The following is a 25,834-nucleotide window of genomic DNA, read 5'->3' as shown; positions in this document are numbered from 1 at the left end:
GAAAAATCTGATTAATTATTCAACAAAAACAAGCGCTCAGCAGAGCCTGTGCTGAGCGCTGCTCGATTAACTCACCCCGCAGGCCCAGCTCAACCCTGCCTGCAAAAAGGCTACGGTAACGATGCAGCCCAGTACCAACGGGATGAGAAGAGAGCTTTCGGGGGCATCGTCCTGTTTTTGAGAACCTTCATTACTCAGCGCAGACATCGCCTCTTCCCGCGTACGCGCCGCCAGCAATTGCTCACGCACCCGCTCATCCGTGAGTCTGCTGGTCAGCGTCGTCAGCAGGTGCATATGCGTACTGCCTGCTTCCGCTGGCGGAATGGCGAGCAGGAAAACCATCCTCACCTCTTCATCACCTTCCAGTCCCGGCCAGCATATCGGATCGTCAAAGAGCGCCAGACAAAATGCCGCCTGTTGCACCGCCTCGGTTTTACCGTGCGGGACGGCGAGCGCTTCACCCAGCGCGGTAGGGCCTTCACTTTCACGTTGTAAAACGCTTTCGATAAATGCCTCTCGATCGTTGATGACCTTCCGCCTGGCGAGCGGCTCGGTGAGCCAACGGATCACTGCTTCCGGCGTACGTTGGGGCGGGTTGATAAACACCAGATCGGGATGCGTCAATGCCAGCAAGTTCATATTAAACCTCAATCAAAAAATCGCAGGTTGCGGAGGGGAGGATCGCCGTTACCGGCTGCACGGACTCTTCCAGATAGTTAATCTGACGAAGCCCCGCCAGGCTTTCCGGCACGGGAACGGGCTCCGTGCCAGCGTTAAACACGCGGACGACCGTACCTTGCGACTGCTGCGCATGGGGCAGAGCGGAAAGGATGAGCGGTTCCGGCACGGTCAGTAGCGAGAACTCTGCCGGAAGCCTGCGCTCGGGCAGACGCAACGAAAAACGCTCAAGACGGTGATCGAGCGTGTGTAGCGTTTGCCGTTGGTAGGTGAAGGGCTGTCCAGCCGCCTGATTTTCCAGCTGGCGCAGCGTGAGGTGGTCGGCGTTGACGGCCAGCGCGACGGTGAATGAAAAGCGCAACGGTTTCAGCAACTGGGCATCAGGAGTCTCAACCACCGTATTATTGATGCCGGAGGCCCGACCCGGTCGCCATTCGAGATCGCTGCGTCCGAGCACGCCCGTCGATTTAAACATCGTCAGGGCAATAGCAGCGGGTTCGCTGCCGATAATCTGAAATTCTTTCATGCCACGGCTAGTCACAACCAGCGCTTTACCCGGTTCCGTGACAGCGATAATGCCCTCGCTGGTTTCGATATCCACGGGCTTCTCGCGATAGCGTTCTTGCCAGTGTTCACCGTCATATCCCGTTTCGCGCTGGATGATTGCGAAGGGCTGTGAGGCGATAGCGTGACGGGTGTGAACATCGCTGCCGATCAGTAAACGTAGCCGGTGATCGCAGTGGCTGTTTTCCAGCGAAGCCTCGACATACAGATTCGGATCGTCGTGGCGTAATTCGCAGACCAGACGAATGGATAACGGCGTTCGGGCCGTATCCTGACGGCTGGCGAGATCCTGCGGAAGACGCATTGTGGCCTCGACGGTCAGCTTTTCGACAAGCGGCGTTTTTACGCCGTCGACGAGCGTAAAATGCGAACAGCGCGTCGGCGCGTCGCCCGCAAGCGGTGAGAAATCGTAGCTGTCGCCCGCATCCACGCAGTCTTCAAAGGTAAAGAAAGAGGGGATACGTCTGCCGCTGCGTTTGTCATGCAGGGTAAGCGTTCCGGCATCCAGCGACAGTCGATAATGCGCATTCTCAATCTCGCTGCCCTTTATCTTTTCAGACGCCAGGAAAGGTGCAGGGTCTTCTTCAACGTTAACGGTGAGATAGCCGATCGGCGGCAGAACCGGTGTCTTTACCGCAACGTGCCAGCGGTAATAAGGGAGAAGGGGCGTCTCGCACTCGCCCTCGGCGGTAAGGGAGATCGCCGTTCCGCCGTGCAGAATGTCTCTTTCCAGGACGTCGAAAGGGATGGGCTGCCCCTGATGCGTCAGGGCGATATTATCCGCCCGGCTATACAGGGTGGTTATCACCACGCGCTGCGTTGGGGTAGCTAGCGGGTTAAAGATCAGCAGGTCGCCATCCTGAACGCAGGCGGCGGCCAGGGTTTTCACCACCAGATTCCACAGGCTATGGCACAGCTGTTCGGTTTGTTCCATACGATGCAGAATGTCGCGGTTGGTGGCATCGCTATTACAGCCGCCAATGGAATCGTGGGCATGGTTTCGCAACAGCTTTTTCCAGAGGGTGTCGACTACCGCGAGGTTGACCGGAATCCCCTGGTGACGTGCCATTGCGATTGTCGGCTCCAGCTGTCGCAGGATGAACTGTTCAACCTCATCGTTTTTCTTTTTGATGTCGTAGCGCACGGAGCCGATCGTTTTATGGATGCGGGTGTAGCGCGGCGATTTCAGCTCTCCTTCCAGGAGCTCAAACTGTTCACGCTGCGCGCGAAGGGTTTCTACATAACGCTCCAGAGAGCTGATGAAGTAACGGTCCTGATCCGGGGACTGTGCGCTGGCGACCTCCAGGATTTTCGGCAGCGCCGGGTCGATGCTGACCTGATCGCCGCCGCAGGGCAGGAGCAGGTCGTTTAGACCGGCCCGTGAACGCAAAAGTGTGGTCATCGGGTAGATTTTTCCCCGGAGATGGGAGGCTTCCGAACGCATGTTTTTAGCCGCGCCATAACCGAGCGCCATCGCACAGGCGATGACGGTCGCACCTGAGGGTGCGCGCCAGAGGAACTGGCTGCTTTTGGCGTGCCTGTCGTGATCGATACCGCGCCAGAAGACGATATTGTCGATATTGCAGCCCTGCAAGATCGTGGGCATTTGCGCATTGTGGCCAAAGGTATCCGGAAGATACCCAACCTGCATCGCATGCCCCAGCGTCCGGGCAGAAAAAATGCCGTACTTCAGGTTGCGGATAATCGATTCGCCATGCACGTTGTAGGTGTCCGTCTGGGTATACCATGGCCCTACGAAGATCCTTTTTTCTCTGACCAGCTTTTCCAGCCTGGTGCGATAATTAGGATTGATGGCGAGAAAGTCCTCCACTACCGCCATCTGTCCGTCAAGGTGATAGCAGGTGTAAGCGGAGTCCTGCTCCAGCGTGTTGATGACGTCCGCAAAATTATATGACGCCAGCACCATGCTGTCCTGACGGGTGAAATACCACTCCTGATCCCAGTGCGTATGGGCAATGACGTGGATCTGATTCATGACGTTCCCCTTATCTGGCGTTCTTTGGGCTGACATAGAGCACGCCCAGGGCGCAAATCAGTGCGCCAATAAAGACGCTCGCCAGGTAGCCCGCCACGTTGGTTGCCAGCGGCCAGCCCCAGACGGATGGCAGAGGCAGCGTCTGCTTCACGCCAAGGGTAATGGCGACCAGCGCGCCGGCGACGGCACCGGTCATGAACACCGGGATCAGACGTGGGTTTTTCAGGATGAACGGGATCGCGCCTTCGGAGATCCCAATCACGCCCAGCAACAGCGAGGTGCTACCGACGGTTTTCTCTTCCTGGCTAAAGACATCCGGTAATCCAAAGCGGCCGTTGAGGAACGCAGCAAAGCCGACGCCAATGGAGGGGATCACGATGGAGAGTTCGCGGGCGGTTAAATCAAACGTCTCGCTCATGCCATTCAGGCCGAGCGCGACCGAGCCTGCCGCCTTGTTGACCGGACCGCCCAGGTCGAACGCGGTGCCCGCGGCAATCATCGCGGAATAGAACCCGCGCCCGGTGTCACCTGCCGAGGTAAAAAAGACCACCATCAGCTGGTTAAGCGAGCCAAAAATCGGGTTAATCAAATATTCCATGACCATCACCAGCGTAATGCCGGTGATCAGCGGGACGAGCAGCATGGTTTTAATGGTGGTGAGCTGCTGGCGGACGTGAATCGAATCATTGAGCCAGCGCACCAGATAGCCCACAAAAAAGCCGATACCAATGGCGCCGAAAAAGCCGGATGGCATAAAGCCTTCGATATCAAAGAAGCGCTTATAGACTTCGTCTGACATGATGCCGCCAATAAGACCGGGGATGAGTGCCGGTTTACCGGCAATGGAAAACGCCAGATACATCGCAAAAACGGGATACATGAACTTAATGGTCATAAAGCCCACTTTATCCAGCACGCTGAACGGCGAATGTTCGATGTTAATAAACTGCCCGGTTATTTTGGCCGTCGCCATCATCAGCCCGCCCATCACCACCACCGGCAGCATATAGCTGATGGCTGCCATAATATGGCCAATAAAAATCTGGTAAGCCGAACGCTGAAGATCGTCTTCTTGTGCGACAGTGGTGACGTTTTTTTCCTTTGCCAGCGCCTGACGCAGATAGCGATCGGTATGTTTGATCAGCTCTTGTGTGCGGGTTTGAAGGTGAGGAATGTTTTCAAAACGCTCGGCATCCTGAATGGGAACGTCGGTTGCCAGAATAATGGCCGTGGCGGAGGCGATATCCTGTTTTGTTAAGCGGTTTTTAACGCCATCGCTGCCCTGCGTTTCGACCTTTACCTCGATATTGTGCTCGTTAGCCCATGCAATAATTTTATTCGCCGCCATAAAGGTGTGTGCGATACCCGTCGGGCAGGCCGTTACCGCGACAACTTTTTGTTTCGTCATTGTCATAATTCCCTGGATGTGAAAACAGGGGAAGTATAAAGAGAACCTAAAACAGTTTTTAATGTTTGCTAATACTAATTACGTATCGTGATACGCGTAAATGCAATGTGTGAAGCGCCTTCCAGAGACTATTTCTCTGTTGTGTTAATATCATCTCGGGATTAAACGGGGCGTAATAGATGAATTCATTCCAGGGAAGTGAACGTTTGATATTTGAATACATTCAGCATCATGCGTGTAATATTTCTAATATATCGGCAAAAGAGATTGCCCGTGATACCTTTACCACGACAACATCCGTTAATCGTGTATGTAAAAAAATGGGCTATAAAAGCTATACCGAGCTTCGGTACCGTTTTTTACGCGACCATTTTACACCTGCACCTGCTACACCCGACGTGGGGCCGCAGCCGGATGATATTGTGACAGACGTTTCCAGGTTGCTTACGCATTCCAGCCATATCTATCTTTACGCACGGGGAGCCTCGCTCACCAGCCTCAACTACCTGTCGCGCTTTTTGTCGCTGGCGAGCCTGCCGCACCTTATTTTGAATGACATGCACCAGTTGACACGCGTATCGAAGGGGACGCTGGTGTTGATCAGTAAATCCGGGGAGACGCAGTCGCTGATTGAAATGGCGCGTAACGCGCTGCGCAAAGGGTTGAAGATTATTGCGATTACCCGTCAGGGGTCGACACTGGCGTCGATCTCAACGCTATGCTGGCCGTTACCAATCGACATTAACGCGGTTTCGCTGTATCAGCGGGAAGGGCAGCTTGAACTGTTGAGCGCCGTGGACCGTATCGGCTGTAGGCTGCTACAGCACGATACGGTGTAGTCAGGCCGTCAGAGCTGCTTCACTATTCCCAGACGTACGGCATAATCATTTTCATGGTTGCCGTCATTATTGATGTACGTTTTATCCAGTGAAACCAGTTCGACGTATGGCGTCCAGCCATCGTCGAGCTTGTAGTTGAACGCGACGGTATGCTCCCAGTAGGTGTCATCCCCGGTTCCCTGATCGACGTTATCCTGCCAGCGGAAGCGCGGGTTATAGGACATACCGAATTTGCCGATGTTATACGCGAACCAAATGTCGAACTGGTGTGACTGGCGGCGAGTATAACCGCTGCCGTCGAGTTCTTTATCGCTGTGCGCGTCATTGACGGTGTTATAGCGGTAACGGGCGGAGAGATTCAGACCGTTATCGAAGGCTTTCCAGCCCTGAATGAAGGGGCGGTAATGCGTATTGCTGGCGGTGAAAACCGTCACCATGCCAGGCGCAACGGCGAAACCATTTCCCAGATCAAAACGCCAGCGCGTTTCGATTTCCTGTGCCGCTTCCGTTAACCCCTTGTCGTCGGGATTATATCTGTCGGTATCACCAAAAAACGTATTATTATGGTTCTGTGCGGCTTCAACGGAGAAGTAAAAACCGTTATTCGCCTGATGCATGACCTTAATGCGTGAATCATTTACGTCTGAGCGCGTATTATGACCAAAGCGAAGGTCGACGGACGTATTCCCGCACCATCCCTGTGTGCTCAATAATAATGCGCTAATACACGTTGCTTTAATAATTATCTTTTTCATAATATCCTGCCGAGGTTATTTAATTGGCAGGCTATTTTTATTTTGAGTGCGCCATATTGTAAAAGTTATCGTCGTACATTTAGCGTATCGCTAAACATAAAAAAAGAGATACAGCATGCTGTATCTCCTGAGGTTTATTCCTGCACCCACCAGATAGCTTCAAACGGGCGCAATAGCAACGTATCGGGTCGGGAGGGAACCTCGTCATAGTTACTGAGTGCCACCCGCCATGCTCCCTCTACGGGGACGGGCTGCCACTGCTGGCGCGCGTGGCTCAGGTTCGCCACCACCATCAGCGTTTGTCCCTGCCACTGGCGGCGGTAGCACCACAGGGAAGGGTGATCCGGAAGCAAATCTTCATAGTCTCCCCACGTCAGTACCGACAAGGTTTTGCGCAGGCGAATCAGCGACTGATAGGTGTAAAACACCGAATCGGGGTCGTCCAGCGCCGCGCGGGCGTTCACGGTTTCGTAGTTGTCGCAGACGCCAATCCACGGCTCGGCCTCGGTAAAGCCCGCATTATGCGAGGCGTCCCACTGCATCGGCGTGCGGCCATTATCGCGTGACTTACTCGCCAGAATCGCCAGTAGTTCATCCGTATCGCGACCGTTAGCCCGCTGTTCGGCGAACATGTTCAGGCTTTCCACGTCGCGGTAGTCGGTGATACGGCTGAAATGCGGGTTGGTCATACCCAGTTCTTCACCCTGGTAGATATACGGCGTGCCCTGCATCCCGTGCAGCACCATGCCGAGCATTTTCGCCGCCGCCACGCGGTGTTCCCCTTCGTCACCAAAGCGCGACACGATGCGCGGCTGGTCATGGTTACACCAGAACAGCGCGTTCCAGGCTTTGTTGTGCATCCCCTGCTGCCAGTGGCGGAAAAGGGTTTTTAGCGCCACGAAGTCCGGCTTCGCCTTCGTCCATTTTTCGCCGCCGGGGTAGTCTACCTTGAGGTGGTGGAAGTTGAAGGTCATCGACAGCTCGCGGCCGTCAAGAGACGCGTACTGTTGGCAGTTCTCCAGCGAGGTGGAGGACATCTCGCCCACCGTCATCAGATTACGCGGCGTAAAGACGTCGCGGCTCATCTCCTGGAGATATTCGTGGATGCGCGGCCCGTCAGTGTAGAAGCGGCGACCGTCGCCGAGGGTATCGTCCGGGAAATCCTGATCTTTTGAAATCAGGTTAATCACGTCCAGACGCAAGCCGTCCACGCCGCGATCGGCCCAAAACTCGCACACTTTTTTCAGCTCGGCGCGCACCGCCGGGTTTTCCCAGTTGAGATCCGCCTGCTCCGGCGCGAACAGGTGCAGATAATACTGCTCGCTTTCGGCGTGCCAGCGCCAGGCGTTGCCGCCAAACTTGGAGCGCCAGTTGTTGGGAAGCGTATCCGGCGTACCATCGCGCCAGATATAGAACTGGCGGTACGGACTCGCTTTATCCAGCGACTCACGGAACCAGGCGTGCTGCGTGGACGTGTGGTTAAAGACCATATCCAGCACGATGCGGATGCCGTATTCATGCGCCCGGGCAACCAGTTCGTCAAAGTCGTCCAGCGTGCCGTAGGTCGGGTCGATGGCAGTGTAGTTCGCCACGTCGTAACCGTTATCCACCTGCGGGGAGATATAAAACGGCGTCAGCCAGATGGCGTCAATGCCGAGGGTTTTCAGGTAGTCCAGGCGCTGCGTCACGCCGCGCAGATCGCCCGTGCCGCTGCCGGTGGTGTCCTGGAAACTCTTTGGGTAAATCTGATAGATGACGCCGTTCTGCCACCAGTGAGGAAGGGTATTCATAGTACGTTCCTGCAAATGCGAAGGGGCGCAACTGCGCCCCGAAAGAGAGAATTAAACAATCTGCAACGTGCCCTGACGGAACTTACGCTGGTAAACCACAGTAGTCAGCGCCATTGGGATGATAATCGCCACCGCCATCGCCAGCGCAAATACCTGCCAGAACGCGGGCTGAATGGAGAGGATACCCGGCAGGCCTCCGACGCCAATCCCGTTCGCCATCACGCTGTTCAGGCCGCACAGCAAGCCCGCCAGACCGGAGCCGATCATCGCGCAGAGCATCGGGAAGCGGTATTTCAGGTTGATACCGTACATCGCCGGTTCAGTGACGCCGAGGTAAGCGGAGATGGCAGCCGGAACGGAGATCTCTCGCTCGTTGTGCTTACGGCTGACGATGATGATGCCGGTTACCGCCGAGGCCTGCGCAATGTTAGACAGGGCGATGATCGGCCAGACAGGCGTACCGCCGAGGCTCTGGATCATCTGCATATCAATCGCCAGCGTGGTCTGGTGCACGCCGGTGATCACCAGCGGAGCGTAGAGGAAGCCAAACAGCGCGGCACCGATTGGCGCGAAGCTGCCGGTCATCAGGTGACGGACCGCGAAGGCCACGCCGTCGCCAATCATGCGGCCAAACGGACCGATAAAGGCGTGCGCCAGGAACACCGCCAGGATCAGCGAGCAGACCGGGACCACCACCAGATAGAGGTAATCCGGCACGATGCGCTTCAGGCGCGTCTCAATGAAGCCCAGCGCCAGGCCCGCCAGCAATGCCGGGATCACCTGCGCCTGATAGCCCACTTTGGCGATGGTAAACAGGCCAAAGTTCCACACCTCTGGCGTTTGCTGACCAAGTAAGTAAGCGTTCATTAACTGCGGAGAGACCAGCGTCACGCCGAGCACGATACCGAGAATTGGCGTGCCGCCCATCTTGCGCACCGCGGACCAGCAGATCCCGACCGGCAGATAGAAGAAGATCGCTTCGCCAATCAACCACAGGAAGTCATAGATGCTTTGCAGCGCCGGGTACATCTGCGCCAGGGTTTTGCCGTCGCTCATTGGCACATCGCCGATGACGTTACGGAAGCCCAGAATTAAGCCCCCGCTGATCAGCGCTGGCAGCAGCGGGAAGAAGATCTCCGCAAAATGGGAAATCAGCTGCTCATGCCATTTCATATTCTGGCGCGCGGCCTTCTTCGCCTGCTCTTTATCGGCGGAAGAGTGCCCGGTAGTCGCCAGCAGAGCCTGATAGTAATCGCCCACTTCGGTACCAATCACCACCTGAAACTGCCCGGCGTTGGTGAAGCAGCCTTTAACCATGGAAAGCTCTTCAATGGCCTTCGGGTTGGCTTTGGCCGGATCGTTCAGCACGAAGCGCAGGCGGGTAATGCAATGGCTGACGGTGGCGATGTTATCGCGTCCGCCGACCAGGACGATCAGCTGATCGATATCTGTTTGTTTGACTTTACTCATCATGAAACCTCATGACAGATGGTGATAGGGGTTATGACCTGTGCGCAAGCCTACTCCTTCAACGTGACGGCGAAAATGGGAACGTTCCCGAAATCGGGCGAAGATCACAATAATCTATTCAAAAGAATTATGAGAGATGGGCAGGAATAACGATCTGACGGGGCTCGGTGCGCCCGGTAATCTGCTCGATCAGCTGCGCGGCTGCCTGTCGCCCAGACTCGGCATAACCCGGATCAACGCTGATAATCTCCGGGTGTAAGAACTTCATCAGCGGCGTGCTTCCCACGCTCGCTAATTGCAGCTCCCCGATGCGCTGCTCCTGCAAATATTTGCTCGCACCTAATGCCAGAGTATCCGTGGCGCACACCAGGGCGGTGGTTTGTGGCGTCAGCACGCTGGCGACCTGTTCATATCCCTGTTTCATACCCAGACCTGGCAGCGCGGCCACGGCGGGGAGATTGTGTTTTTTACAAAACGCCAGGTACGCTTCATGGCGACGCTTGCCGGTGGTGATGTCGGCATGGGGCACGCCGAGATAGCTGATATGCCGATGGCCCTGTTCATACAGGCGCTGCATCAGGATCACGATCGCCCCTTCGTCATCGTAACAGACAGAGGCAAACCCGCTGGCGTCGCGCGCCAGCAGCACCAGTGACGGCTGCCAGGGTTTGAGCACGTCCTCCTTAAGGCCAGTAAATCCAAACAGCACCACGCCATCAATATTACGGCGCTGAAGCATGCCGAGATGCTCCTCCACCATTTGCGCGGAGAACTTGCTCTCCATCATGATCGGATCGTAGCCCTGCTCGTAGAACGCGGGCAGCATAGTCTGTACGGCGAGGTTTTCGGAGAGGGAATCCAGACGCGAGACAATAATGGCGACCACTTTATCGCTCTGCCCGCGCATGGCGCGCGCGGAGCGGGAAGGGGAAAAACCGTGCTGATTCATCACCGCCTCGACGCGCTCGCGTGTGCGCTCGCTGACACCGCTTTCGTTGTTCAGCACGCGTGAGACAGTCGATTTCCCCACGCCGCTTAAACGCGCGATATCTTTAATCGTAAGGCGGTTCTGCATGCTGTATTCCCTGTAACAACGATAAAATAATCAATTGAGCCTAATGCTATCCTGCGAATTCGCTATGGGCAAAGTCTGGTTTACGTTCGGTTTATTTGCAGGGCGTTATAATACCGCCCGATTAGTCACAAACGGTATGGATAAATCACTATACTGCGTGCCGATACCCAACTTTTTACTTACCGGAGGCCACATGGATCCCGATCCCACACCTCTCCTGACCAGGAGAAAACCTTCTTTCCGGTAAGCCAGCCTTTTGCTGTCTCACCGGCGTGAGGCAGCAACGTTCATACGTTCCTGCTTGATAAATTAAGTGCCTGACAGGTACGGCTTTGCCACGCCTGCGGGAAAACTGCGTCCGCCTTTGCGGATGCGGGGGAATGACTATGCTGAAGAATATCACCCGGCAGCTGCAAGCGCTGCTGAGCCGTCACCTGCCACATCGCCTGATTGCGCGCGATCCGCTGCCAAATGCCAACACCATGGCGGGAGCGGCAATCCCCGCTTCCCTGACCGAGCGCTGCCTGAACGTGGCGGCGATGGATGAAAACGAAGTCTGGCGCGCCTTTGGCGGCCACCCGGAAGGGCTGAACGCGCAAGAAGTGTTAAAAATCCGCGCGGAACATGGCGATAACCAGATCCCGGCGCAGAAACCCTCTCCCTGGTGGGTCCACCTGTGGCTCTGCTACCGCAATCCGTTCAACCTGCTGTTGACGGTGCTCGGGATTATCTCTTACGCCACTGAAGATCTGTTTGCCGCAGGCGTGATTGCCCTGATGGTGGGGATCTCCACGCTGCTGAACTTTATTCAGGAAGCGCGCTCCACCAAAGCGGCGGACGCCCTGAAAGCGATGGTCAGCAACACCGCCACCGTGTCGCGCGTGATTAACGACCTCGGCGAGAACGCCTGGATTGAGCTTCCCATTGACCAGCTGGTGCCGGGCGATCTGGTGAAGCTGGCGGCGGGGGACATGATCCCGGCGGATTTACGCGTCATCCAGGCGCGGGATCTGTTCGTCGCGCAGGCGTCACTCACCGGTGAGTCCCTGCCCGTAGAGAAGGTAGCGCGGACCCGCGATCCGCAGCAGATGAACCCGCTGGAGTGCGACACCCTGTGCTTTATGGGCACCACGGTGGTCAGCGGCACCGCGCAGGCGATTGTCACCGCCACCGGCGGCAATACCTGGTTTGGACAGCTTGCCGGACGCGTCAGCGAGCAGGAGAGCGAGCCGAATGCGTTCCAGAAAGGCATTGGCCGCGTCAGCATGCTGCTGATCCGCTTTATGATGGTCATGACGCCGATTGTCCTGCTGATCAACGGCTACACCAAAGGCGACTGGTGGGAAGCGGCGCTGTTCGCGCTCTCCGTGGCCGTTGGCTTAACGCCGGAAATGCTGCCGATGATTGTCACGTCCACGCTGGCGCGCGGGGCGGTCAAACTCTCTAAACAAAAGGTGATCGTTAAACACCTCGACGCCATCCAGAACTTTGGCGCGATGGACATCCTTTGCACCGATAAAACCGGCACCCTGACGCAGGACAAAATCGTGCTGGAGAACCACACCGACATCGCCGGAAAAACCAGCGAGCGCGTGCTCCACAGCGCCTGGCTGAACAGCCACTATCAGACCGGGCTGAAAAACCTGCTCGACGTGGCGGTGCTGGAAGGGGTGGACGAGGAGTCTGCCCGCACGCTCTCCGGTCGCTGGCAGAAGGTGGATGAAATCCCGTTCGACTTCGAGCGCCGCCGCATGTCGGTGGTGGTCAGCGAGCAGGCGGACGTACATCAGCTGATCTGCAAAGGGGCATTGCAGGAGATCCTGAATGTTTCCACGCAGGTGCGCCATAACGGCGAGATCGTGCCGTTGGATGAGACCATGCTGCGCCGCATCAAACGCGTCACCGATAACCTGAACCGTCAGGGGCTGCGCGTGGTGGCAGTAGCCAGCAAGTTCCTGCCTGCGCGGGAAGGTGACTACCAGCGTATCGATGAATCCGATTTGATCCTCGAAGGTTACATCGCATTCCTCGATCCGCCGAAAGAGACCACCGCGCCGGCGCTAAAAGCGCTGAAAGCGAGCGGTATCACCGTCAAAATCCTCACCGGCGACAGCGAGCTGGTGGCGGCCAAAGTGTGCCACGAAGTCGGCCTGGACGCGGGCGACGTCGTCGTGGGGAGCGACATTGAGCACCTGTCCTACGATGAGCTGGCCGAGCTTGCCCAACGCACCACGCTGTTTGCCCGCCTGACGCCGATGCATAAAGAGCGCATCGTCACTCTGCTGCGTCGCGAAGGGCACGTAGTGGGCTTTATGGGCGACGGCATCAATGATGCGCCAGCCCTGCGTGCGGCGGATATCGGTATCTCCGTGGACGGCGCGGTGGATATTGCCCGCGAAGCGGCGGATATCATTCTGCTGGAAAAGAGCCTGATGGTGCTGGAAGAGGGCGTCATCGAAGGGCGTCGCACCTTCGCCAATATGCTCAAATACATCAAAATGACCGCCAGCTCCAACTTCGGCAACGTCTTCAGCGTGCTGGTAGCGAGCGCGTTTCTGCCGTTTCTGCCGATGCTGCCGCTGCACCTGCTGATCCAGAACCTGATGTACGATGTCTCTCAGGTGGCGATCCCGTTTGATAACGTGGACGACGAGCAGATCCAGAAGCCGCAGCGCTGGAACCCCGCCGATCTGGGGCGCTTTATGCTGTTCTTTGGGCCGATCAGCTCTATCTTCGACATTCTGACCTTCTGCCTGATGTGGTTTGTGTTCCATGCGAATACGCCAGAACACCAGACGCTGTTCCAGTCCGGCTGGTTCGTGGTGGGACTGCTGTCTCAGACGCTGATTGTGCACATGATCCGCACCCGTCGCATTCCGTTTATCCAGAGCCGTGCCGCGTGGCCGCTGATTGTGATGACGGGCATTGTAATGGCGCTCGGGATCGCGCTGCCGTTCTCGCCGCTGGCAAGCTACCTGCAACTTCAGGCGCTGCCGCTGAGCTACTTCCCGTGGCTGGTGGCGATCCTCGCGGGCTACATGGTGCTGACGCAGATGGTGAAAGGGTTCTATAGCCGTCGGTATGGGTGGCAGTAAATTATGTTTGCCGGGTGGCGGCTTCGCCTTACCCGGCCTACTCCCGAAACGTAGGCCCGGTAAGCGCAGCGCCACCGGGCAATAGCTTTCCTCCCAAATTCAACAACCTGTGATCTCCGTCGGCGCATTCGCTTGACGACAATTTGAGCGCATGTTAACAGAATGTTTTGCCTGTATTTGGCCCGTCAGATAAGGAACATTCATGTTACGGTACAGCCTCTTAACCGCCGGGCTCATGCTCGGCGCCTCCGCCTTTGCCGCCCCGGCAGGCGACCTTCCCTTAATGCCCTGGCCTGCGAAGGTTGAACGCCCGACCACTCAGGGCGCGCTGGTGCTAAACAATCAACTCTCCGTGAGCGTCAGCGGCGAGGATCTGGGGGATGCGGTCAACCGCCTGCGCCAGCGTATTGCGCTGCAAACCGGCTGGACGCTACAGCCGCAGGCCGAAAAACCTGACAAGCCGACCATCCGCATCGCCATCGCCAAAAAGGTTAAGCCGCAGCCGCTGCCTGACAGCGATGAGAGCTATAAACTCACGGTGGACGCCAACGGCGTAAATATCTCTGCCAACACCCGCTTTGGCGCGCTGCGCGCCATGGAAACCTTGCTTCAGCTGATGCAGAACGGCGCCGAAAACACCTCGATCCCGTGGGTGACCATTGAAGATTCGCCGCGCTTCCCGTGGCGCGGGCTGCTGCTCGATTCGGCGCGCCACTTCCTCCCGATTCCGGATATTAAACGCCAGATCGACGGCATGGCCGCGGCCAAACTCAACGTCCTGCACTGGCATTTGACGGACGATCAGGGCTGGCGCTTTACCTCGAAGCGTTATCCAAAATTAACCCAGCTTGCCAGCGATGGGCTGTTCTACACCCCGGAGCAGATGCGCGAGATTGTGTGTTACGCTGCCGAGCGCGGCATACGCGTGGTGCCGGAAATTGATATGCCGGGCCACGCCTCGGCAATTGCCGTCGCCTACCCGGAGCTGATGAGCGCGCCGGGGCCGTACGCCATGGAGCGCCACTGGGGCGTGCTGAAGCCGGTGCTGGATCCAACCAAAGCGGCAACTTATACCTTTGCCGACGCGATGGTCAGCGAACTGGCGGCGATCTTCCCGGATCCGTATCTGCATATTGGCGGCGATGAGGTTGACGACAGCCAGTGGAAAGCGAACGCTGCGATCCAGACGTTTATGCGCGACAACAAACTGGCGGACAGCCACGCGTTGCAGGCGTATTTCAACCGCAAGCTGGAGACGATCCTTGAGAAGCACCACCGGCAGATGGTTGGCTGGGATGAGATCTACCATCCCGATCTGCCGAAAAGCATTCTGATCCAGTCCTGGCAGGGACAGGACGCGCTGGGGCAGGTGGCGCAGAACGGTTATAAGGGCATTCTCTCAACCGGTTTCTACCTCGATCAGCCGCAATCCACCGCCTACCACTACCGCAATGAAATTGTGCCGCAGGGGCTGAACGGCGTGGATGTGATAGCGGACACCGACAGCGTCCAGAGCTGGGCTTTCTCCATGCCGCGTCTGAAAGGCAAGCCGGTGGAAGGCAGCTTTACGCTGGTGAAAGGCGATGCCGGGTGGCGTGGATTTATTGATTTTGCCGGGAAATCGCGTCGGGCGGTGGATAACATTCAGTGGCGGGACGACAACCAGGTAACGTTTACCGTTGATACCTGGATGGGTGAAACGCGTCCGGTCGTTTCTGTTGAGAACGATAAGCTCAGCGGCTATTTCCTGGTGGGTAACGCCCGCTACCCGATCGACGGCACGCGTCTGGACGCGGTGCCAAAAGGCATACCGCCGGTGGTGCCGGACCCGGCGAACGAGGCCAATCTGCTCGGCGGTGAAGCCGCGCTGTGGGCGGAAAACGTGGTCGCGCCGGTGCTGGATATCCGTCTGTGGCCGCGCGCCTTTGCGGTGGCGGAGCGGCTATGGTCGGCAAAGGACGTCAACGACATCGACAACATGTATACCCGGCTCCAGGCGATGGACAGTTGGTCCACGGTGTCGGCTGGACTACAGCAGCATACCCAGCAGCAGGTGCAGTTCACGCGCCTCGCCAACAATGCGGATACCCTTCCGCTGCAAATTCTCGCCCAGGCGCTTGAACCGGCGCAGTATTACACCCGCCAGCATCTTAAGTTCCAGGCCGGAAACTATCATCAGTTTGAGCCGCTCAACCGGCTCGCTGACGCGCTAAACGCGGAAAGTGCGACCGTGCGTCAGATGAATAAATGGGCGGACCGTCTGGTGAGCGACGCGGAAGACACGGAAAGCGCCGACGCGCTGCGCCACGTCTTTAACCGCTGGCAGAACAACACCAGCGATGCGCTGGCCTTGAGTGAAAACAGCTATCAGCTGAAGGCCATTAAGCCGGTGATCCAGGAGGTGGATAAACTGGCCTCGATTGGCCTGAGGCTGACGGATCTGGTGGCGCGTCAGGGCACGCTGGACGACAACGAGATCGCGTCGATCCAGAGCGAACTGGATAACGCGGCGACGATCCAGGACGAGGTGGTGATTGCGGCGGTGTACCCGCTGGAGACGCTGCTTAGGGCGACGCGGAATCAGTAACAAATATCCCCTCACCCCAACCCCTCTCCCCATAGGGGCGAGGGGCTCGATCGGTTCCCTCTCCCTGTGGGAGAGGGTTAGGGTGAGGGAATCAGACCACTCAGTTCTTCAGCACCCACGCCTCTTTCCAGTGCGCGCCCACGCCCGGCTCAAACTGGTTTGCGGTTGGGCTGTACTGCACGCAGTAGCCGCTATACGGGAACGGTTTACACTCGTAGGTCTTACCGTTTTTAGGCTGTAACACCACGGTGCCCGGTTTGTAGGAGGCAATGCTGTCCGGGAAGATAAAGTCATGCGGGCCGCTGCTGTCCGCCGCGTCGCTTTCCAGCATCAGGTTTAGCACGTCCTGCGCGAACAGGGTGCCGTCTTTGTTGGTGGCGTAGTATTTCAGCATATGGTGGCCCGCCGTGACGTCAGTCAGCGTCATGGTCACGTTTTGATTGACGTTATTCATATCCTGCTTCAGGTAACCTTTTTCGGCACCGTGGTGGTTCATCACGTGCGCTTCAAAATTAACGTCACCCTGCGTGTTCACATGGAAGGTCACAATCACATTGCCATGTTCGATTTTGCTGTATTGCAGATCGGAAACGGCGATGGTCTCGCTCACCTGCGCCTTTTGCTCTTCATAAGAGATGGCAACGGATCTCAGCGTGCTGCCGTCTTTCACGAATACGCTGTTGGCGCCGTGAATCGGGCTGATTTCACCGGCTTCATCTTTCACACCGACGCGGACATCGCTATGAGCGGTGTTGATCTTCTGCGCCAGATCGTAGGACCACTGGTTAGCGTCGCCTTGTTCTGAAGAGCCGATGGTCATTTCAGTACGCAGGGCGGCAACTTCCCCGTTGGCGTCGAAGAAGCGTGCAATCACTTTATCGCCCACGTTCAGGTTATTCCCGGCAATCTGTCCGCTCAGGGTTTTACTCCACTGGGATATTACCGCTGGGGTATCGTCCGGCGTGACGTTGCCGCCGTTACCGAAATCAACGTCAATGGCCTGATAGAAACTGTTTGTGGTATCCGCAATTTCCCACACGCCATAAATAACCTGGTAGCCCGTACGTTCCGGGACATTACAGGTCATGGATTTTGTCATGGACGGTGCCTGACCATTCCCGTTAATAGTACAGAACGGCGTTAATTCGAACTGGTCACGGGTCAGCGGTTTATTGGGGTCCCAGTTTTGTTTGGTAATGTAATAACGCCAGTTGGTGGTTTTATGCGGCGCGGTATGGTGCCAGACAAATTCATGCGGGCCTGCCGTCATGGGGCTTTTAGTCCAGGCGTTCAGGCTCTGCTTATCAAGCTGGGAGTAGCTGGCAATACCGGCGCTGGCAAGCTGGCCGTCAGGCGGCATTGCGCCCGTCGGGAAGCCGGAGGTCTTTTCTACGCTCTGCGGTTCATATTGTACAGAGCCACAGTCAATATTCTGGCCGAGCTTACACATATAAGCGCGGCTGGCGGGGGATTCTATATATCCGTGTGCAAGTGCGGAAGACGCAACCGCTAATGTGGCAACGGCCAGCGCGATCTTAGAGAGTTTCATTCTTCATCCATTAATTAGAATATAACAAGGCAGCGTCAGTCTATTAATGGAGTGGGGGATGCGTCATTGCCTGGAGAGAGTAAAAATGGTCGCAATAAAAAAGGCAGCCTGAGCTGCCTTCTTTTTATTGAAATAAATTAGCGACGTACGGCAATCGCTTCAATTTCAATTTTTACGTCTTTTGGCAGACGCGCCACTTCCACACAGGAGCGCGCCGGGAAGGTGGCGTTGTGCTCGGTGAAGAACGCTTCATAAGTGGCGTTAACGGTGGCGAAATCGTTCAGATCTTTCACGAACACGGTGGTTTTGACGATATCGCCCACTTTCAGGCCGGCAGATTCGACGATCGCCTGCACGTTTTCCAGCGACTGACGCGCCTGCGCCGCTACGTCGGCTGGCACTTCACCGGTTTTTGGGTTCACTGGGATCTGACCAGAAGTGATGATCATGCTGCCCAGATCAACGCCCTGAACGTATGGGCCGATAGCCGCTGGTGCATTTTCCGTCGCGAGTACTTTGCTCATTTTTTCTCCAGAATTACAGCGTTAAGAATGTTCCCGGCCATTATAACAGCCGGGATTTCATTACCAACCTCAATTAGTTGGCCAGCACCACATAATGAGAAAACTCTTTTTCGCAGTATTTGCATTTGAGTGCAATGTCATTGGCGCGCTTTTTCACTGCGAAACTGGAGGAAACCGGCTCAGCATGACTGATGCAGTTGCTGTTCGGGCAGACCAGCACGCTTTCGATGCGATCCGGCAGGCTTGGGCGGGATTTGCCCACCACGTCGTAATCGTCGATGCGGTTAACCGTGGCGTCCGGCGCGTACAGAGACAGCTGGTTGACCTGCTCGTCGGTCAGGAAAGTGTTCTCGATCTTGATCAGGTCTTTACGGCCCATTTCGCCCGACGGCAGGTTCAGGCCGATGGTGATGCGCTGGTCGGTTTCAGTCAGTTTGAACAGCGTCAGCAGCTTAAAGCCCACCTGCGCAGGGATGTGGTCAATCACGGTGCCACGCTTGATGGCTTCAACCTGGAGTTTGTTATCGTGTGTCATGGTCGTCTCCCCTTACAGAGCTAATTCGCGATTCAGAACCAGTGCCAGTAACGCCTGGCGGGCGAAGATGCCGTTTCCGGCCTGCTGGAAGTACCAGGCGTGCGGCGTTTTATCCACGTCTGTGGTGATCTCATCGATGCGCGGCAGCGGGTGCAGCACCTTCATGTTGTCGCGCGCGCCCTCGAGGTCGCTGGCGCGCAGGACGAACTGCGCCTTCACGTTGGCGTACTCGGATGGGTCAAGACGCTCTTTCTGCACGCGGGTCATGTAGAGAATATCCACGTTGCCCATCACCTCTTCGATGCTGGCGTGCAGGCTCCACGCGATGCCTTTTTCGTCCAGCATATCGAGAATGTACTGCGGCATCGCCAGCGCGTCCGGCGCGATGAAGAAGAAGCGGTTGCCGTTAAATTTCGCCAGCGCCTGGGTCAGGGAATGGACGGTGCGGCCATATTTCAGGTCGCCGACCATGGCGATGTTCAGGTTCTCAAGCGTGCCCTGCGTCTCCTGAATGGTGAACAGATCCAGCAGGGTCTGCGTCGGGTGCTGGTTGGCACCGTCACCGGCGTTCAGCACCGGAATGCCGCCGGAAAACTCGGTCGCCAGGCGCGCCGCGCCCTCCTGCGGGTGGCGCATCACAATCGCGTCCACGTAGGTACTGATAACCGAAATGGTATCCGCCAGGGTCTCGCCTTTTTTGCCCAGCGACGTGTTGCTGCTGTCCGAGAAGCCCACCACGCTCGCCCCGAGGCGGTGCATGGAGGTTTCAAAGGAGAGGCGGGTGCGGGTGGAGGCCTCGAAGAAGCAGCTCGCAATCACCTTGTGCTTCAGCAGCTCCGGTTGCGGATTGGCCTTCAGTTTTGCCGCGGTTTCCAGAACCAGTTCCAGCTCTTCGCGGCTGAGGTCGTTTATGGAAATGATGTGTTTTTGATAAAGCGGATTCATGTTTATCTCCTGACGCCGGGCAAAAAAAAGCCCCTCAAATGAGGGGCTCTGGGAATAGGTTTAGCAACGGGAAGAAAAACGGCAGGCCAGCGTCTGATTTCAGACGCGGTAAGACGATATGTCGTACACGCTTGACCATGCTTCCTCCCGGCAAATTGTCGGGCATTATACGCAGCTCGCTTTTGGGATCAAGCGATTTAATGCACGCTTTACTCAATGCAAACGGTTCTTTATGAATATTAATGCGTTCTGAGTAAATAATTAATTTGCTTATGCACCAGTGCGGTGCGCTTCACCACGCGGGGGGCGACCCAGACGATACTGCTTCCGGCCACCACGCCTAAAATTTCCGGTAACTGGTGATAATCCAGAATACGCGCCACCGCGCGGCCATATCCGGCGACGGTATGGATAAGGATAAATTCGCTGTTGTGCTCCACGCTCACCACCATTTCAGAGACGGTACGCGCCGCGTCGGGGGCCGGGCGCAGCTGGGGATTCAGCGAATAAATCTTTAGCCCTTTGGCATTGCGAATTTTTATGACACCGAGCAACTTGAGCAGACGTGAAACGGTGGACTGGCTGATGGTCTCAAAACCCCGCTCCTGTAAGTCGCGGCGGATCTCCTCCTGGGAGAGATAGCTCTTTTCCGCGATCAGACGCTGGCAGACCGTTAGCTGTAGTTGCTCTTTGGGAGAGTACTCTTCGTAATCCATCATAGTTCCCATATCAGTTCCCGAAATAACCGGTGGCACCGCACCGATCCGTAGGCCGGATAAGCGCAGCGCCATCCGGCAAATTACAACAGGGCGCCCAGGCTTAACGCCACCATAATCACCACCGTTAAAATCCCCAGCAGCGGCGCGACCCATTTCAGATAGCGCACGTAGGGCACGCGGGCGATAGCCAGCCCGCCCATCACGACGGCAGAGGTGGGAGTGATCAGGTTAACGATGCCGGACGCCGACTGGTAAGCCGTAACCACCAGGTCGCGGTTGACGTTAGCGAAATCGGCAAGGGGCGCCATGATCGGCATCGTCAGAACGGCCAGGCCGGACGAAGAAGGCACAAGAAACGACAGCACCACTTCCAGCCAGTACATCACGTTGATGAACGCCACCGTCGACAATCCGGTGACCATTCCCTCGGCGCTGTGCAAAATGGTGTGGGTAATCATGCCCTTATCCATGATCACTACGATACCGCGCGCGATGCCGATAATCAGCGCGACGCCCAGCAAATCTCGCGCGCCGTTGATAAAGGTTGAGGTCAGCTCCTCTTCGCTCATGCGGGCGATCAGCCCGACGATAATCGCGCTGGCGAGGAACACCGCCGAGATCTCCGCCATCCACCAGCCCAGCACCGCCACGCCGTAGATCATCACCGCGAAGGCGAGGGCGAAGATCACCAGGATGAGTTTGCGCACCGGGGTAAACTCCAGCGACTGCTCGCCCTTGTTGCCGAGGAAGTGGGCGAGATTCTCTTCCTGCTTATCCGCCACGATCGACAGCGACGGATCCTTGCGCACCTTGCGGGCATAGCGCATTACCCACGCCACGCAGATGATCCAGCCGATCACCAGCAGCGCGATGCGCAACATGATGCCGTTGGTGAAGGGGATCCCGGCGGCGTTGGCGGCGATCACCGTGGCGAAAGGGTTGATGGTGGAGCCGAGGGTGCCGATCCCCGCGCCGAGCAGCACGGTGGACGCAGCAACCACCGGATCGAACCGCGCCGCCAGCATCACCGGCACCAGTAAGGTATAGAAGGGCAGCGACTCTTCTGCCATGCCGTAAATCGTGCCGCCTGCGGCAAACAGCGCCATCAGGATCGGGATCATCCACTCTTCGCGGCCGCGTAGTCGGGTGGTGACGCGCTCGATCCCGGCGTCTATCGCCCCGGTTTTAGTGACGATCCCGAGGAATCCCCCGATGATAAGGATAAACAGCGCCACGTCGATGGCCCCGGCCTGGCCGGATTCTGGATCGTACAGCCCGGCAATCGGCGCCATCAGCACCGAAACCAGCCCCTGCGGGTGCGCTGCCACGTGCGCGTAGGTGCCAGCAACCGGCACTTCTTTACCGAGCGCCTCGTTCATTGCCATATGGTACTGCCCGGCCGGAACAATCCACGTCAGCACGGCAACCACGGCAATCAGAAAAAAGAGAATGGTGTAAGCGGAGGGAAACTTGAACTTGCCCATGATGTTCTCCTGAACCCGGCGCACCCCGCGGCGCGCCGGGCGGTGATTAGTCGCCGAGTGTCGCCACCATGACCGCTTTAATGGTGTGCATGCGGTTCTCTGCTTCGTCGAAGACGATGGAGTTCGGTGATTCGAAGACCTCTTCCGTCACTTCCAGTCCCTTCAGGCCGTACGCCATTTCGATTTCGCGGCCCACTTTGGTGTGCTCGTTGTGGAACGCTGGCAGGCAGTGCATGAACTTGACGTTCGGGTTACCGGTGGCCTTCATCACGTCCGCGTTAATCTGATATGGCTTCATCAGGCTGACGCGCTCGGCCCAGGCCTCCTTCGGCTCACCCATGGAAACCCACACGTCGGTGTAGAGGAAATCGGTGCCCTGCACGCCTTCCTCCACGTCGTCGGTGAGGGTGATGCGCGCGCCGGTCTCTTTGGCGATGGCGCGGCACTGCTCAACCAGGCCCGCCTCCGGCCAGAAGGATTTCGGCGCCACAAGGCGGATATCCATCCCCATTTTGGCCGCGCCGACCATTAGCGAATTACCCATGTTGTTCCGCGCGTCGCCGAGATAAGCAAAGCTCAGCTCCGGCAGGGTTTTGCCCGGAGAGTGCTCCAGCATGGTCATCAGATCGGCGAGAATTTGGGTGGGGTGGAACTCGTCGGTCAGGCCGTTCCACACCGGCACGCCCGCGTACTCGCCCAGCTCTTCAACGATGGCCTGGCCGTAGCCGCGATACTCGATGCCGTCATACATGCGGCCCAGCACGCGGGCGGTGTCCTTCATCGACTCTTTGTGGCCAATCTGCGAACCGCTTGGGCCGAGGTAGGTGACCTGCGCGCCCTGGTCGAACGCACCCACTTCGAAGGCGCAGCGGGTGCGGGTGGAGGTTTTTTCAAAGATCAGGGCGATGTTTTTCCCGACCAGGGTTTGTTTTTCGCGTCCGGCTTTTTTGGCGGCCTTCAGCTCGATGGCGAGATCGATCAGGTACTGGATCTCCGCCGGGGTGTAGTCCAGCAGTTTCAGGAAGTTGCGGTTTTTCAGGTTAATGGTCATGGGGAAATCCTTTTTAAAATTTAGCTGTCTGATGCCCTCACCCCGGCCCTCTCCCACAGGGAGAGGGGGCGTACATTCCCTCTCCCTGTGGGAGAGGGTTAGGGTGAGGGGAAAACGACTCAGTTACGAATCAACGTGCCTTTCTCGCCCGCCAGGATCTCCGCGCCGTCGGCCAGCGCGCCGATCCCGGCAATGCCGTTGCAGGCCTCAACAAACTCGCGGCAGGCGGCCACTTTCGGCCCCATCGAGCCGGCGTCGAACTGCATGCCTCTGAGCAGCTCCGGCGTCACCTGCGCCAGCGGACGCTGGGTTGGCTTGCCCCAGTCGAGGTACACCGCGTCGGCATCGGTGAGGATCAGCAGGGCATCGGCCTCGATCTGGCGCGCCAGCAGGGCGGCGGAGAGGTCTTTGTCGATCACCGCCTCGATCCCGCGATAGCCGTTGGCGTTTTCCACTACCGGCACGCCACCGCCGCCGTTGCAGATCACCAGGTGGTCGCGCTGAATCAGCGCCGTGATGGCGTCACTCTCGACGATGCGCTTCGGCTGCGGCGACGGCACCACGCGGCGGAAGTAGCTGCCGTCGGCCTTAAACACCCAGCCTTTTTCCGCGGCCAGCGCTTTAGCCTGGGCTTCGCTGTAGACCGGGCCGATGTACTTGGTCGGGTTGCTGAACGCCGGGTCGGCGGCGTCCACTTCCACCTGCGTGAGCAGGACGCTGACCTCGCGCTGGGGCAGATTGTTTTTCAGCGCCTGCTGGAGCATGTAGCCGATCATTCCCTGGCTTTCGGCGCCAAGAACGTCCAGCGGGTAAGGAGTGACTTTGTCGTAGGCGCTGTTTTGCAGCGCCAGCAGTCCGACCTGCGGGCCGTTGCCGTGCACCAGCACCACGCGCCACTGTTCCGTTAAGCCGGCGATGGTGCGGGCGGCCTGCTCGATGTTCTGGCGCTGGATCTCCGCTTCCAGCGGCTCGCCGCGCTTGAGCAGCGCGTTGCCGCCAAGGGCCACAACCAGAGTGGGTTTTCGTTCCATGATGGCTCCTTTAAATTCCGTCGCGTTCCAGTGGGCAGCTCATGCAGCGCGCGCCGCCGCGACCGCGTCCCAGCTCGTCGCCCGGGATCGGCAGCACGGTGATGCCCGCTTTGTCGTACTTCTCGTTGGTCCAGACGTTGCGCTCGTAGCCGATCACCACGCCCGGGCGGAGGGTCAGGACGTTGTTAGCGTCGTTCCACTGCTCGCGTTCGGCTTCAAAGGCGTCGCCGCCGGTGGTGATCAGGCGGACGTGGTTAATGCCGAGGGCTTTCTCGATGGCGTGCAGCAGGTCGGTTTCCTGGGTGCGCAGCAGGCCGCCGCGTCCGTCCGGGGTGAGCGTCCAGCATTGGGCGTCCTTGCGCACCACTTCCGGGTAAACGGAGAAGGTGTCCACGTCGATGTGGGTCATCACGGTGTCGAGGTGCATGCAGGAGCGGTGTTTCGGCAGCTCAACGGCAATCACGCGCTCGGCCTGGCGATGTTTAAACAGGCTGTTGGCAAGGAACTCCACGCCCTGCGGCGTCGTGCGCTCGGACATGCCGATTAGTACCGCCCCGCGACCAATCACTAATACGTCGCCGCCTTCTAATGTGGCGTGGTCGTAATTAATATTCTCGTCGCCGAAATACTTAATAAACTCGCCGTCGGCAAATGCGGGGTGCCAGCGATATATTGCCCGCAGGTTATTGGTTTCACGCTGGCGGGCGGGTTTCGCCATCGGATTAATGGAGACGCCGTTATATATCCAGCAGGAGGTATCGCGGGTAAATAAGTGGTTCGGCAGCGGCTTCATAATAAAATCATTCGCCGTGTGGGTATCAACCACCATATTTTTAATAGCCGCCGGAATTTCACCGTAGGTTAATCCGCCGCTTAATCTGCGCGCCAGTTCGCGGTGCGGCATATCCGCCAGCCAGCCGCGCACGTCGGCGGCAAAGGTTGGTCCCAGGCGATAGTCGGAGATTTGTGTTTCAAGAAGCCAGGCTTTTGCTTCAGCAATATCAAGCGTTTGCGTAAGAAGGTCGGTCAACAGCAGGACTTCCACACCCTGCTCGCGCAGCGTGTTTGCGAAGATGTCATGCTCTTCACCCGCCCGTTCAACCGAGAGCACGTCATCAAATAGCAGCTCCTGACAGTTTGAGGGGGTTAACCGTTTCAGACTTAAATTAGGACGGTGCAGCATAACGCTACGCAATTGACCAATTTCAGAACCGACGTAATGCTTTTCCATAATTATTCCTTTAACTTTTTTTCAGAATAAAAAGGGCATGCGCCATGTGATGTGTTTAATTTCATGGCGGCTAAGCTCAATTGATTTCGTGATTTATAGTAGACGCTTAAATAATGGTTATTGTGACATTGCTCACGCGAAAACAGATATTGAGCAGTTTATTTTCAATTGCATGATTCGTATCAGATAATGATTAATTTCATATTATTAAGGGATGAATAGCTAAGCAGGAACGGGTGGCAATATTTGAAGTTGTTATTATTTTGTAGAATCACACGCTTTGAAATATTTAGTTATATTGTTGATTTTAATGGATAAAATGTTGTCACGGGAATAGCTATGCAATAATGACAGTTAACTATTTTTCACTTAAGAGAAATCAATAAATAATTATGGATTTTTAAAGGAAATAACCAAAGTGATAAAGTGTGATACACCAACAGGTTTTGTGAGTTATGTTTTAAATTCAGTGAGTTAGATCCTGTGTGCAAAGTGCATGAAATGAGGT

Annotated in this window: 20 protein-coding genes and 1 pseudogene; 4 read left to right on the top strand and 17 right to left on the bottom strand. The window is 56.9% G+C overall.

The window, feature by feature from the left end:
- Window positions 1-66: 66 nt before the first annotated feature.
- From SK54_RS20920 to SK54_RS20910, 3 genes are read right to left on the bottom strand one after another with little or no spacing between them, the layout of a single operon-like run.
- Complete coding sequence (locus tag SK54_RS20920; RefSeq protein WP_015572515.1) at window positions 67-639, bottom strand: PTS sugar transporter subunit IIA; 573 nt, start codon at window positions 637-639, stop codon at window positions 67-69.
- Window position 640: 1 nt separating this feature from the next.
- Complete coding sequence (locus tag SK54_RS20915) at window positions 641-3,238, bottom strand: glycoside hydrolase family 38 N-terminal domain-containing protein (protein WP_047737032.1); 2,598 nt, start codon at window positions 3,236-3,238, stop codon at window positions 641-643.
- A gap of 10 nt (window positions 3,239-3,248) precedes the next feature.
- Window positions 3,249-4,646: a PTS fructose transporter subunit IIC gene (locus SK54_RS20910; protein WP_075550069.1), complete on the bottom strand. Its 1,398-nt coding sequence runs from the start codon at window positions 4,644-4,646 to the stop codon at window positions 3,249-3,251.
- Window positions 4,647-4,825: 179 nt separating this feature from the next.
- On the opposite strand from SK54_RS20910, the gene SK54_RS20905 reads away from it, so the two are divergent.
- Window positions 4,826-5,485 carry a MurR/RpiR family transcriptional regulator gene (locus tag SK54_RS20905; RefSeq protein WP_015572516.1) on the top strand — a complete coding sequence of 220 codons (660 nt, stop codon included), beginning with the start codon at window positions 4,826-4,828 and terminating at the stop codon, window positions 5,483-5,485.
- A gap of 8 nt (window positions 5,486-5,493) precedes the next feature.
- On the opposite strand, the gene SK54_RS20900 is transcribed toward SK54_RS20905, so the two are convergent.
- The 4 genes from SK54_RS20900 to treR all read right to left on the bottom strand — a co-directional run bounded on the left by SK54_RS20900 (window position 5,494) and on the right by treR (window position 10,575).
- Window positions 5,494-6,240: an oligogalacturonate-specific porin KdgM family protein gene (locus tag SK54_RS20900; protein ID WP_032668656.1), complete on the bottom strand. Its 747-nt coding sequence runs from the start codon at window positions 6,238-6,240 to the stop codon at window positions 5,494-5,496.
- 134 nt (window positions 6,241-6,374) lie between these two features.
- Window positions 6,375-8,030: an alpha,alpha-phosphotrehalase gene (treC, locus tag SK54_RS20895; RefSeq protein ID WP_048247901.1), complete on the bottom strand. Its 1,656-nt coding sequence runs from the start codon at window positions 8,028-8,030 to the stop codon at window positions 6,375-6,377.
- A gap of 51 nt (window positions 8,031-8,081) precedes the next feature.
- Window positions 8,082-9,500, bottom strand: a complete 1,419-nt coding sequence (gene treB / locus SK54_RS20890) for a PTS trehalose transporter subunit IIBC (RefSeq protein ID WP_020480548.1) — start codon at window positions 9,498-9,500, stop codon at window positions 8,082-8,084.
- A 127-nt stretch (window positions 9,501-9,627) separates the two neighbouring features.
- Window positions 9,628-10,575, bottom strand: coding sequence for a trehalose operon repressor TreR (treR, locus tag SK54_RS20885; RefSeq protein ID WP_015572520.1), 948 nt, complete (start codon window positions 10,573-10,575; stop codon window positions 9,628-9,630).
- Window positions 10,576-10,961: 386 nt separating this feature from the next.
- Between treR and mgtA the strand changes: the two genes are divergently transcribed.
- Window positions 10,962-13,670 (top strand): magnesium-translocating P-type ATPase, encoded by a 2,709-nt coding sequence (gene mgtA, locus SK54_RS20880; RefSeq protein ID WP_048247970.1) that lies wholly within the window; start codon window positions 10,962-10,964, stop codon window positions 13,668-13,670.
- Between the two features lie 202 nt (window positions 13,671-13,872).
- A complete protein-coding gene (locus SK54_RS20875) occupies window positions 13,873-16,257 on the top strand; it encodes a beta-N-acetylhexosaminidase (RefSeq protein ID WP_048247899.1) in 2,385 nt (794 codons plus the stop codon).
- A 100-nt stretch (window positions 16,258-16,357) separates the two neighbouring features.
- On the opposite strand, the gene gbpA is transcribed toward SK54_RS20875, so the two are convergent.
- The 5 genes from gbpA to SK54_RS22290 all read right to left on the bottom strand — a co-directional run bounded on the left by gbpA (window position 16,358) and on the right by SK54_RS22290 (window position 19,949).
- Window positions 16,358-17,806, bottom strand: coding sequence for an N-acetylglucosamine-binding protein GbpA (gene gbpA, locus SK54_RS20870; RefSeq protein ID WP_047731181.1), 1,449 nt, complete (start codon window positions 17,804-17,806; stop codon window positions 16,358-16,360).
- Window positions 17,807-17,943: 137 nt separating this feature from the next.
- On the bottom strand, window positions 17,944-18,330 hold the full coding sequence (gene ridA / locus SK54_RS20865) for a 2-iminobutanoate/2-iminopropanoate deaminase (RefSeq protein WP_003863373.1): 387 nt from the start codon (window positions 18,328-18,330) through the stop codon (window positions 17,944-17,946).
- A gap of 73 nt (window positions 18,331-18,403) precedes the next feature.
- Window positions 18,404-18,865, bottom strand: a complete 462-nt coding sequence (gene pyrI / locus SK54_RS20860) for an aspartate carbamoyltransferase regulatory subunit (RefSeq protein WP_003863370.1) — start codon at window positions 18,863-18,865, stop codon at window positions 18,404-18,406.
- A gap of 12 nt (window positions 18,866-18,877) precedes the next feature.
- Complete coding sequence (pyrB, locus tag SK54_RS20855; protein WP_003863368.1) at window positions 18,878-19,810, bottom strand: aspartate carbamoyltransferase; 933 nt, start codon at window positions 19,808-19,810, stop codon at window positions 18,878-18,880.
- Window positions 19,811-19,844: 34 nt separating this feature from the next.
- Window positions 19,845-19,949, bottom strand: a complete 105-nt coding sequence (locus tag SK54_RS22290; RefSeq protein ID WP_071524139.1) for a pyrBI operon leader peptide — start codon at window positions 19,947-19,949, stop codon at window positions 19,845-19,847.
- Between SK54_RS22290 and SK54_RS22620 the strand changes: the two are divergent.
- Window positions 19,929-20,046, top strand: a pseudogene (locus SK54_RS22620) (hypothetical protein). The gene SK54_RS22290 and the pseudogene SK54_RS22620 sit on opposite strands and share 21 nt — an antisense overlap.
- Window positions 20,047-20,049: 3 nt before the next feature.
- Here SK54_RS22620 and SK54_RS20850 read toward each other — a convergent pair.
- From SK54_RS20850 to arcA, 5 genes are all read right to left on the bottom strand, one after another.
- Window positions 20,050-20,529, bottom strand: coding sequence for an arginine repressor (locus tag SK54_RS20850; protein WP_003863366.1), 480 nt, complete (start codon window positions 20,527-20,529; stop codon window positions 20,050-20,052).
- An 80-nt stretch (window positions 20,530-20,609) separates the two neighbouring features.
- Window positions 20,610-22,013 (bottom strand): YfcC family protein, encoded by a 1,404-nt coding sequence (locus tag SK54_RS20845; protein ID WP_022646882.1) that lies wholly within the window; start codon window positions 22,011-22,013, stop codon window positions 20,610-20,612.
- 46 nt (window positions 22,014-22,059) lie between these two features.
- On the bottom strand, window positions 22,060-23,064 hold the full coding sequence (argF, locus tag SK54_RS20840; RefSeq protein ID WP_003863360.1) for an ornithine carbamoyltransferase: 1,005 nt from the start codon (window positions 23,062-23,064) through the stop codon (window positions 22,060-22,062).
- 119 nt (window positions 23,065-23,183) lie between these two features.
- Window positions 23,184-24,095, bottom strand: coding sequence for a carbamate kinase (gene arcC / locus SK54_RS20835; RefSeq protein WP_039271906.1), 912 nt, complete (start codon window positions 24,093-24,095; stop codon window positions 23,184-23,186).
- A gap of 10 nt (window positions 24,096-24,105) precedes the next feature.
- The gene (gene arcA, locus SK54_RS20830; protein WP_017383903.1) at window positions 24,106-25,326 is read right to left on the bottom strand and encodes an arginine deiminase; all 1,221 of its coding nucleotides are present in this window, start codon (window positions 25,324-25,326) and stop codon (window positions 24,106-24,108) included.
- Window positions 25,327-25,834 lie beyond the last annotated feature (508 nt).

It is taken from the genome of Enterobacter sp. MGH120 (genome assembly GCF_001037725.1).
Taxonomy (GTDB): Bacteria; Pseudomonadota; Gammaproteobacteria; order Enterobacterales; family Enterobacteriaceae; genus Enterobacter; species Enterobacter hormaechei_C.
Note: the sequence above shows the minus strand (reverse complement) of the source record. Positions and strands in the feature narration are given on the sequence as shown.

Excerpts from the sequence above, each read along its gene's own strand:
- SK54_RS20920 (WP_015572515.1), bottom strand. The coding sequence starts at position 639 with ATGAACTTGCTGGCATTGACGCATCCCGATCTGGTGTTTATCAACCCG.
- SK54_RS20915 (WP_047737032.1), bottom strand. The coding sequence starts at position 3,238 with ATGAATCAGATCCACGTCATTGCCCATACGCACTGGGATCAGGAGTGG.
- SK54_RS20910 (WP_075550069.1), bottom strand. The coding sequence starts at position 4,646 with ATGACGAAACAAAAAGTTGTCGCGGTAACGGCCTGCCCGACGGGTATC.
- SK54_RS20905 (WP_015572516.1), top strand. The coding sequence starts at position 4,826 with ATGAATTCATTCCAGGGAAGTGAACGTTTGATATTTGAATACATTCAG.
- SK54_RS20900 (WP_032668656.1), bottom strand. The coding sequence starts at position 6,240 with ATGAAAAAGATAATTATTAAAGCAACGTGTATTAGCGCATTATTATTG.
- treC (WP_048247901.1), bottom strand. The coding sequence starts at position 8,030 with ATGAATACCCTTCCTCACTGGTGGCAGAACGGCGTCATCTATCAGATT.
- treB (WP_020480548.1), bottom strand. The coding sequence starts at position 9,500 with ATGAGTAAAGTCAAACAAACAGATATCGATCAGCTGATCGTCCTGGTC.
- treR (WP_015572520.1), bottom strand. The coding sequence starts at position 10,575 with ATGCAGAACCGCCTTACGATTAAAGATATCGCGCGTTTAAGCGGCGTG.
- mgtA (WP_048247970.1), top strand. The coding sequence starts at position 10,962 with ATGCTGAAGAATATCACCCGGCAGCTGCAAGCGCTGCTGAGCCGTCAC.
- SK54_RS20875 (WP_048247899.1), top strand. The coding sequence starts at position 13,873 with ATGTTACGGTACAGCCTCTTAACCGCCGGGCTCATGCTCGGCGCCTCC.
- gbpA (WP_047731181.1), bottom strand. The coding sequence starts at position 17,806 with ATGAAACTCTCTAAGATCGCGCTGGCCGTTGCCACATTAGCGGTTGCG.
- ridA (WP_003863373.1), bottom strand. The coding sequence starts at position 18,330 with ATGAGCAAAGTACTCGCGACGGAAAATGCACCAGCGGCTATCGGCCCA.
- pyrI (WP_003863370.1), bottom strand. The coding sequence starts at position 18,865 with ATGACACACGATAACAAACTCCAGGTTGAAGCCATCAAGCGTGGCACC.
- pyrB (WP_003863368.1), bottom strand. The coding sequence starts at position 19,810 with ATGAATCCGCTTTATCAAAAACACATCATTTCCATAAACGACCTCAGC.
- SK54_RS22290 (WP_071524139.1), bottom strand. The coding sequence starts at position 19,949 with ATGGTCAAGCGTGTACGACATATCGTCTTACCGCGTCTGAAATCAGAC.
- SK54_RS20850 (WP_003863366.1), bottom strand. The coding sequence starts at position 20,529 with ATGATGGATTACGAAGAGTACTCTCCCAAAGAGCAACTACAGCTAACG.
- SK54_RS20845 (WP_022646882.1), bottom strand. The coding sequence starts at position 22,013 with ATGGGCAAGTTCAAGTTTCCCTCCGCTTACACCATTCTCTTTTTTCTG.
- argF (WP_003863360.1), bottom strand. The coding sequence starts at position 23,064 with ATGACCATTAACCTGAAAAACCGCAACTTCCTGAAACTGCTGGACTAC.
- arcC (WP_039271906.1), bottom strand. The coding sequence starts at position 24,095 with ATGGAACGAAAACCCACTCTGGTTGTGGCCCTTGGCGGCAACGCGCTG.
- arcA (WP_017383903.1), bottom strand. The coding sequence starts at position 25,326 with ATGGAAAAGCATTACGTCGGTTCTGAAATTGGTCAATTGCGTAGCGTT.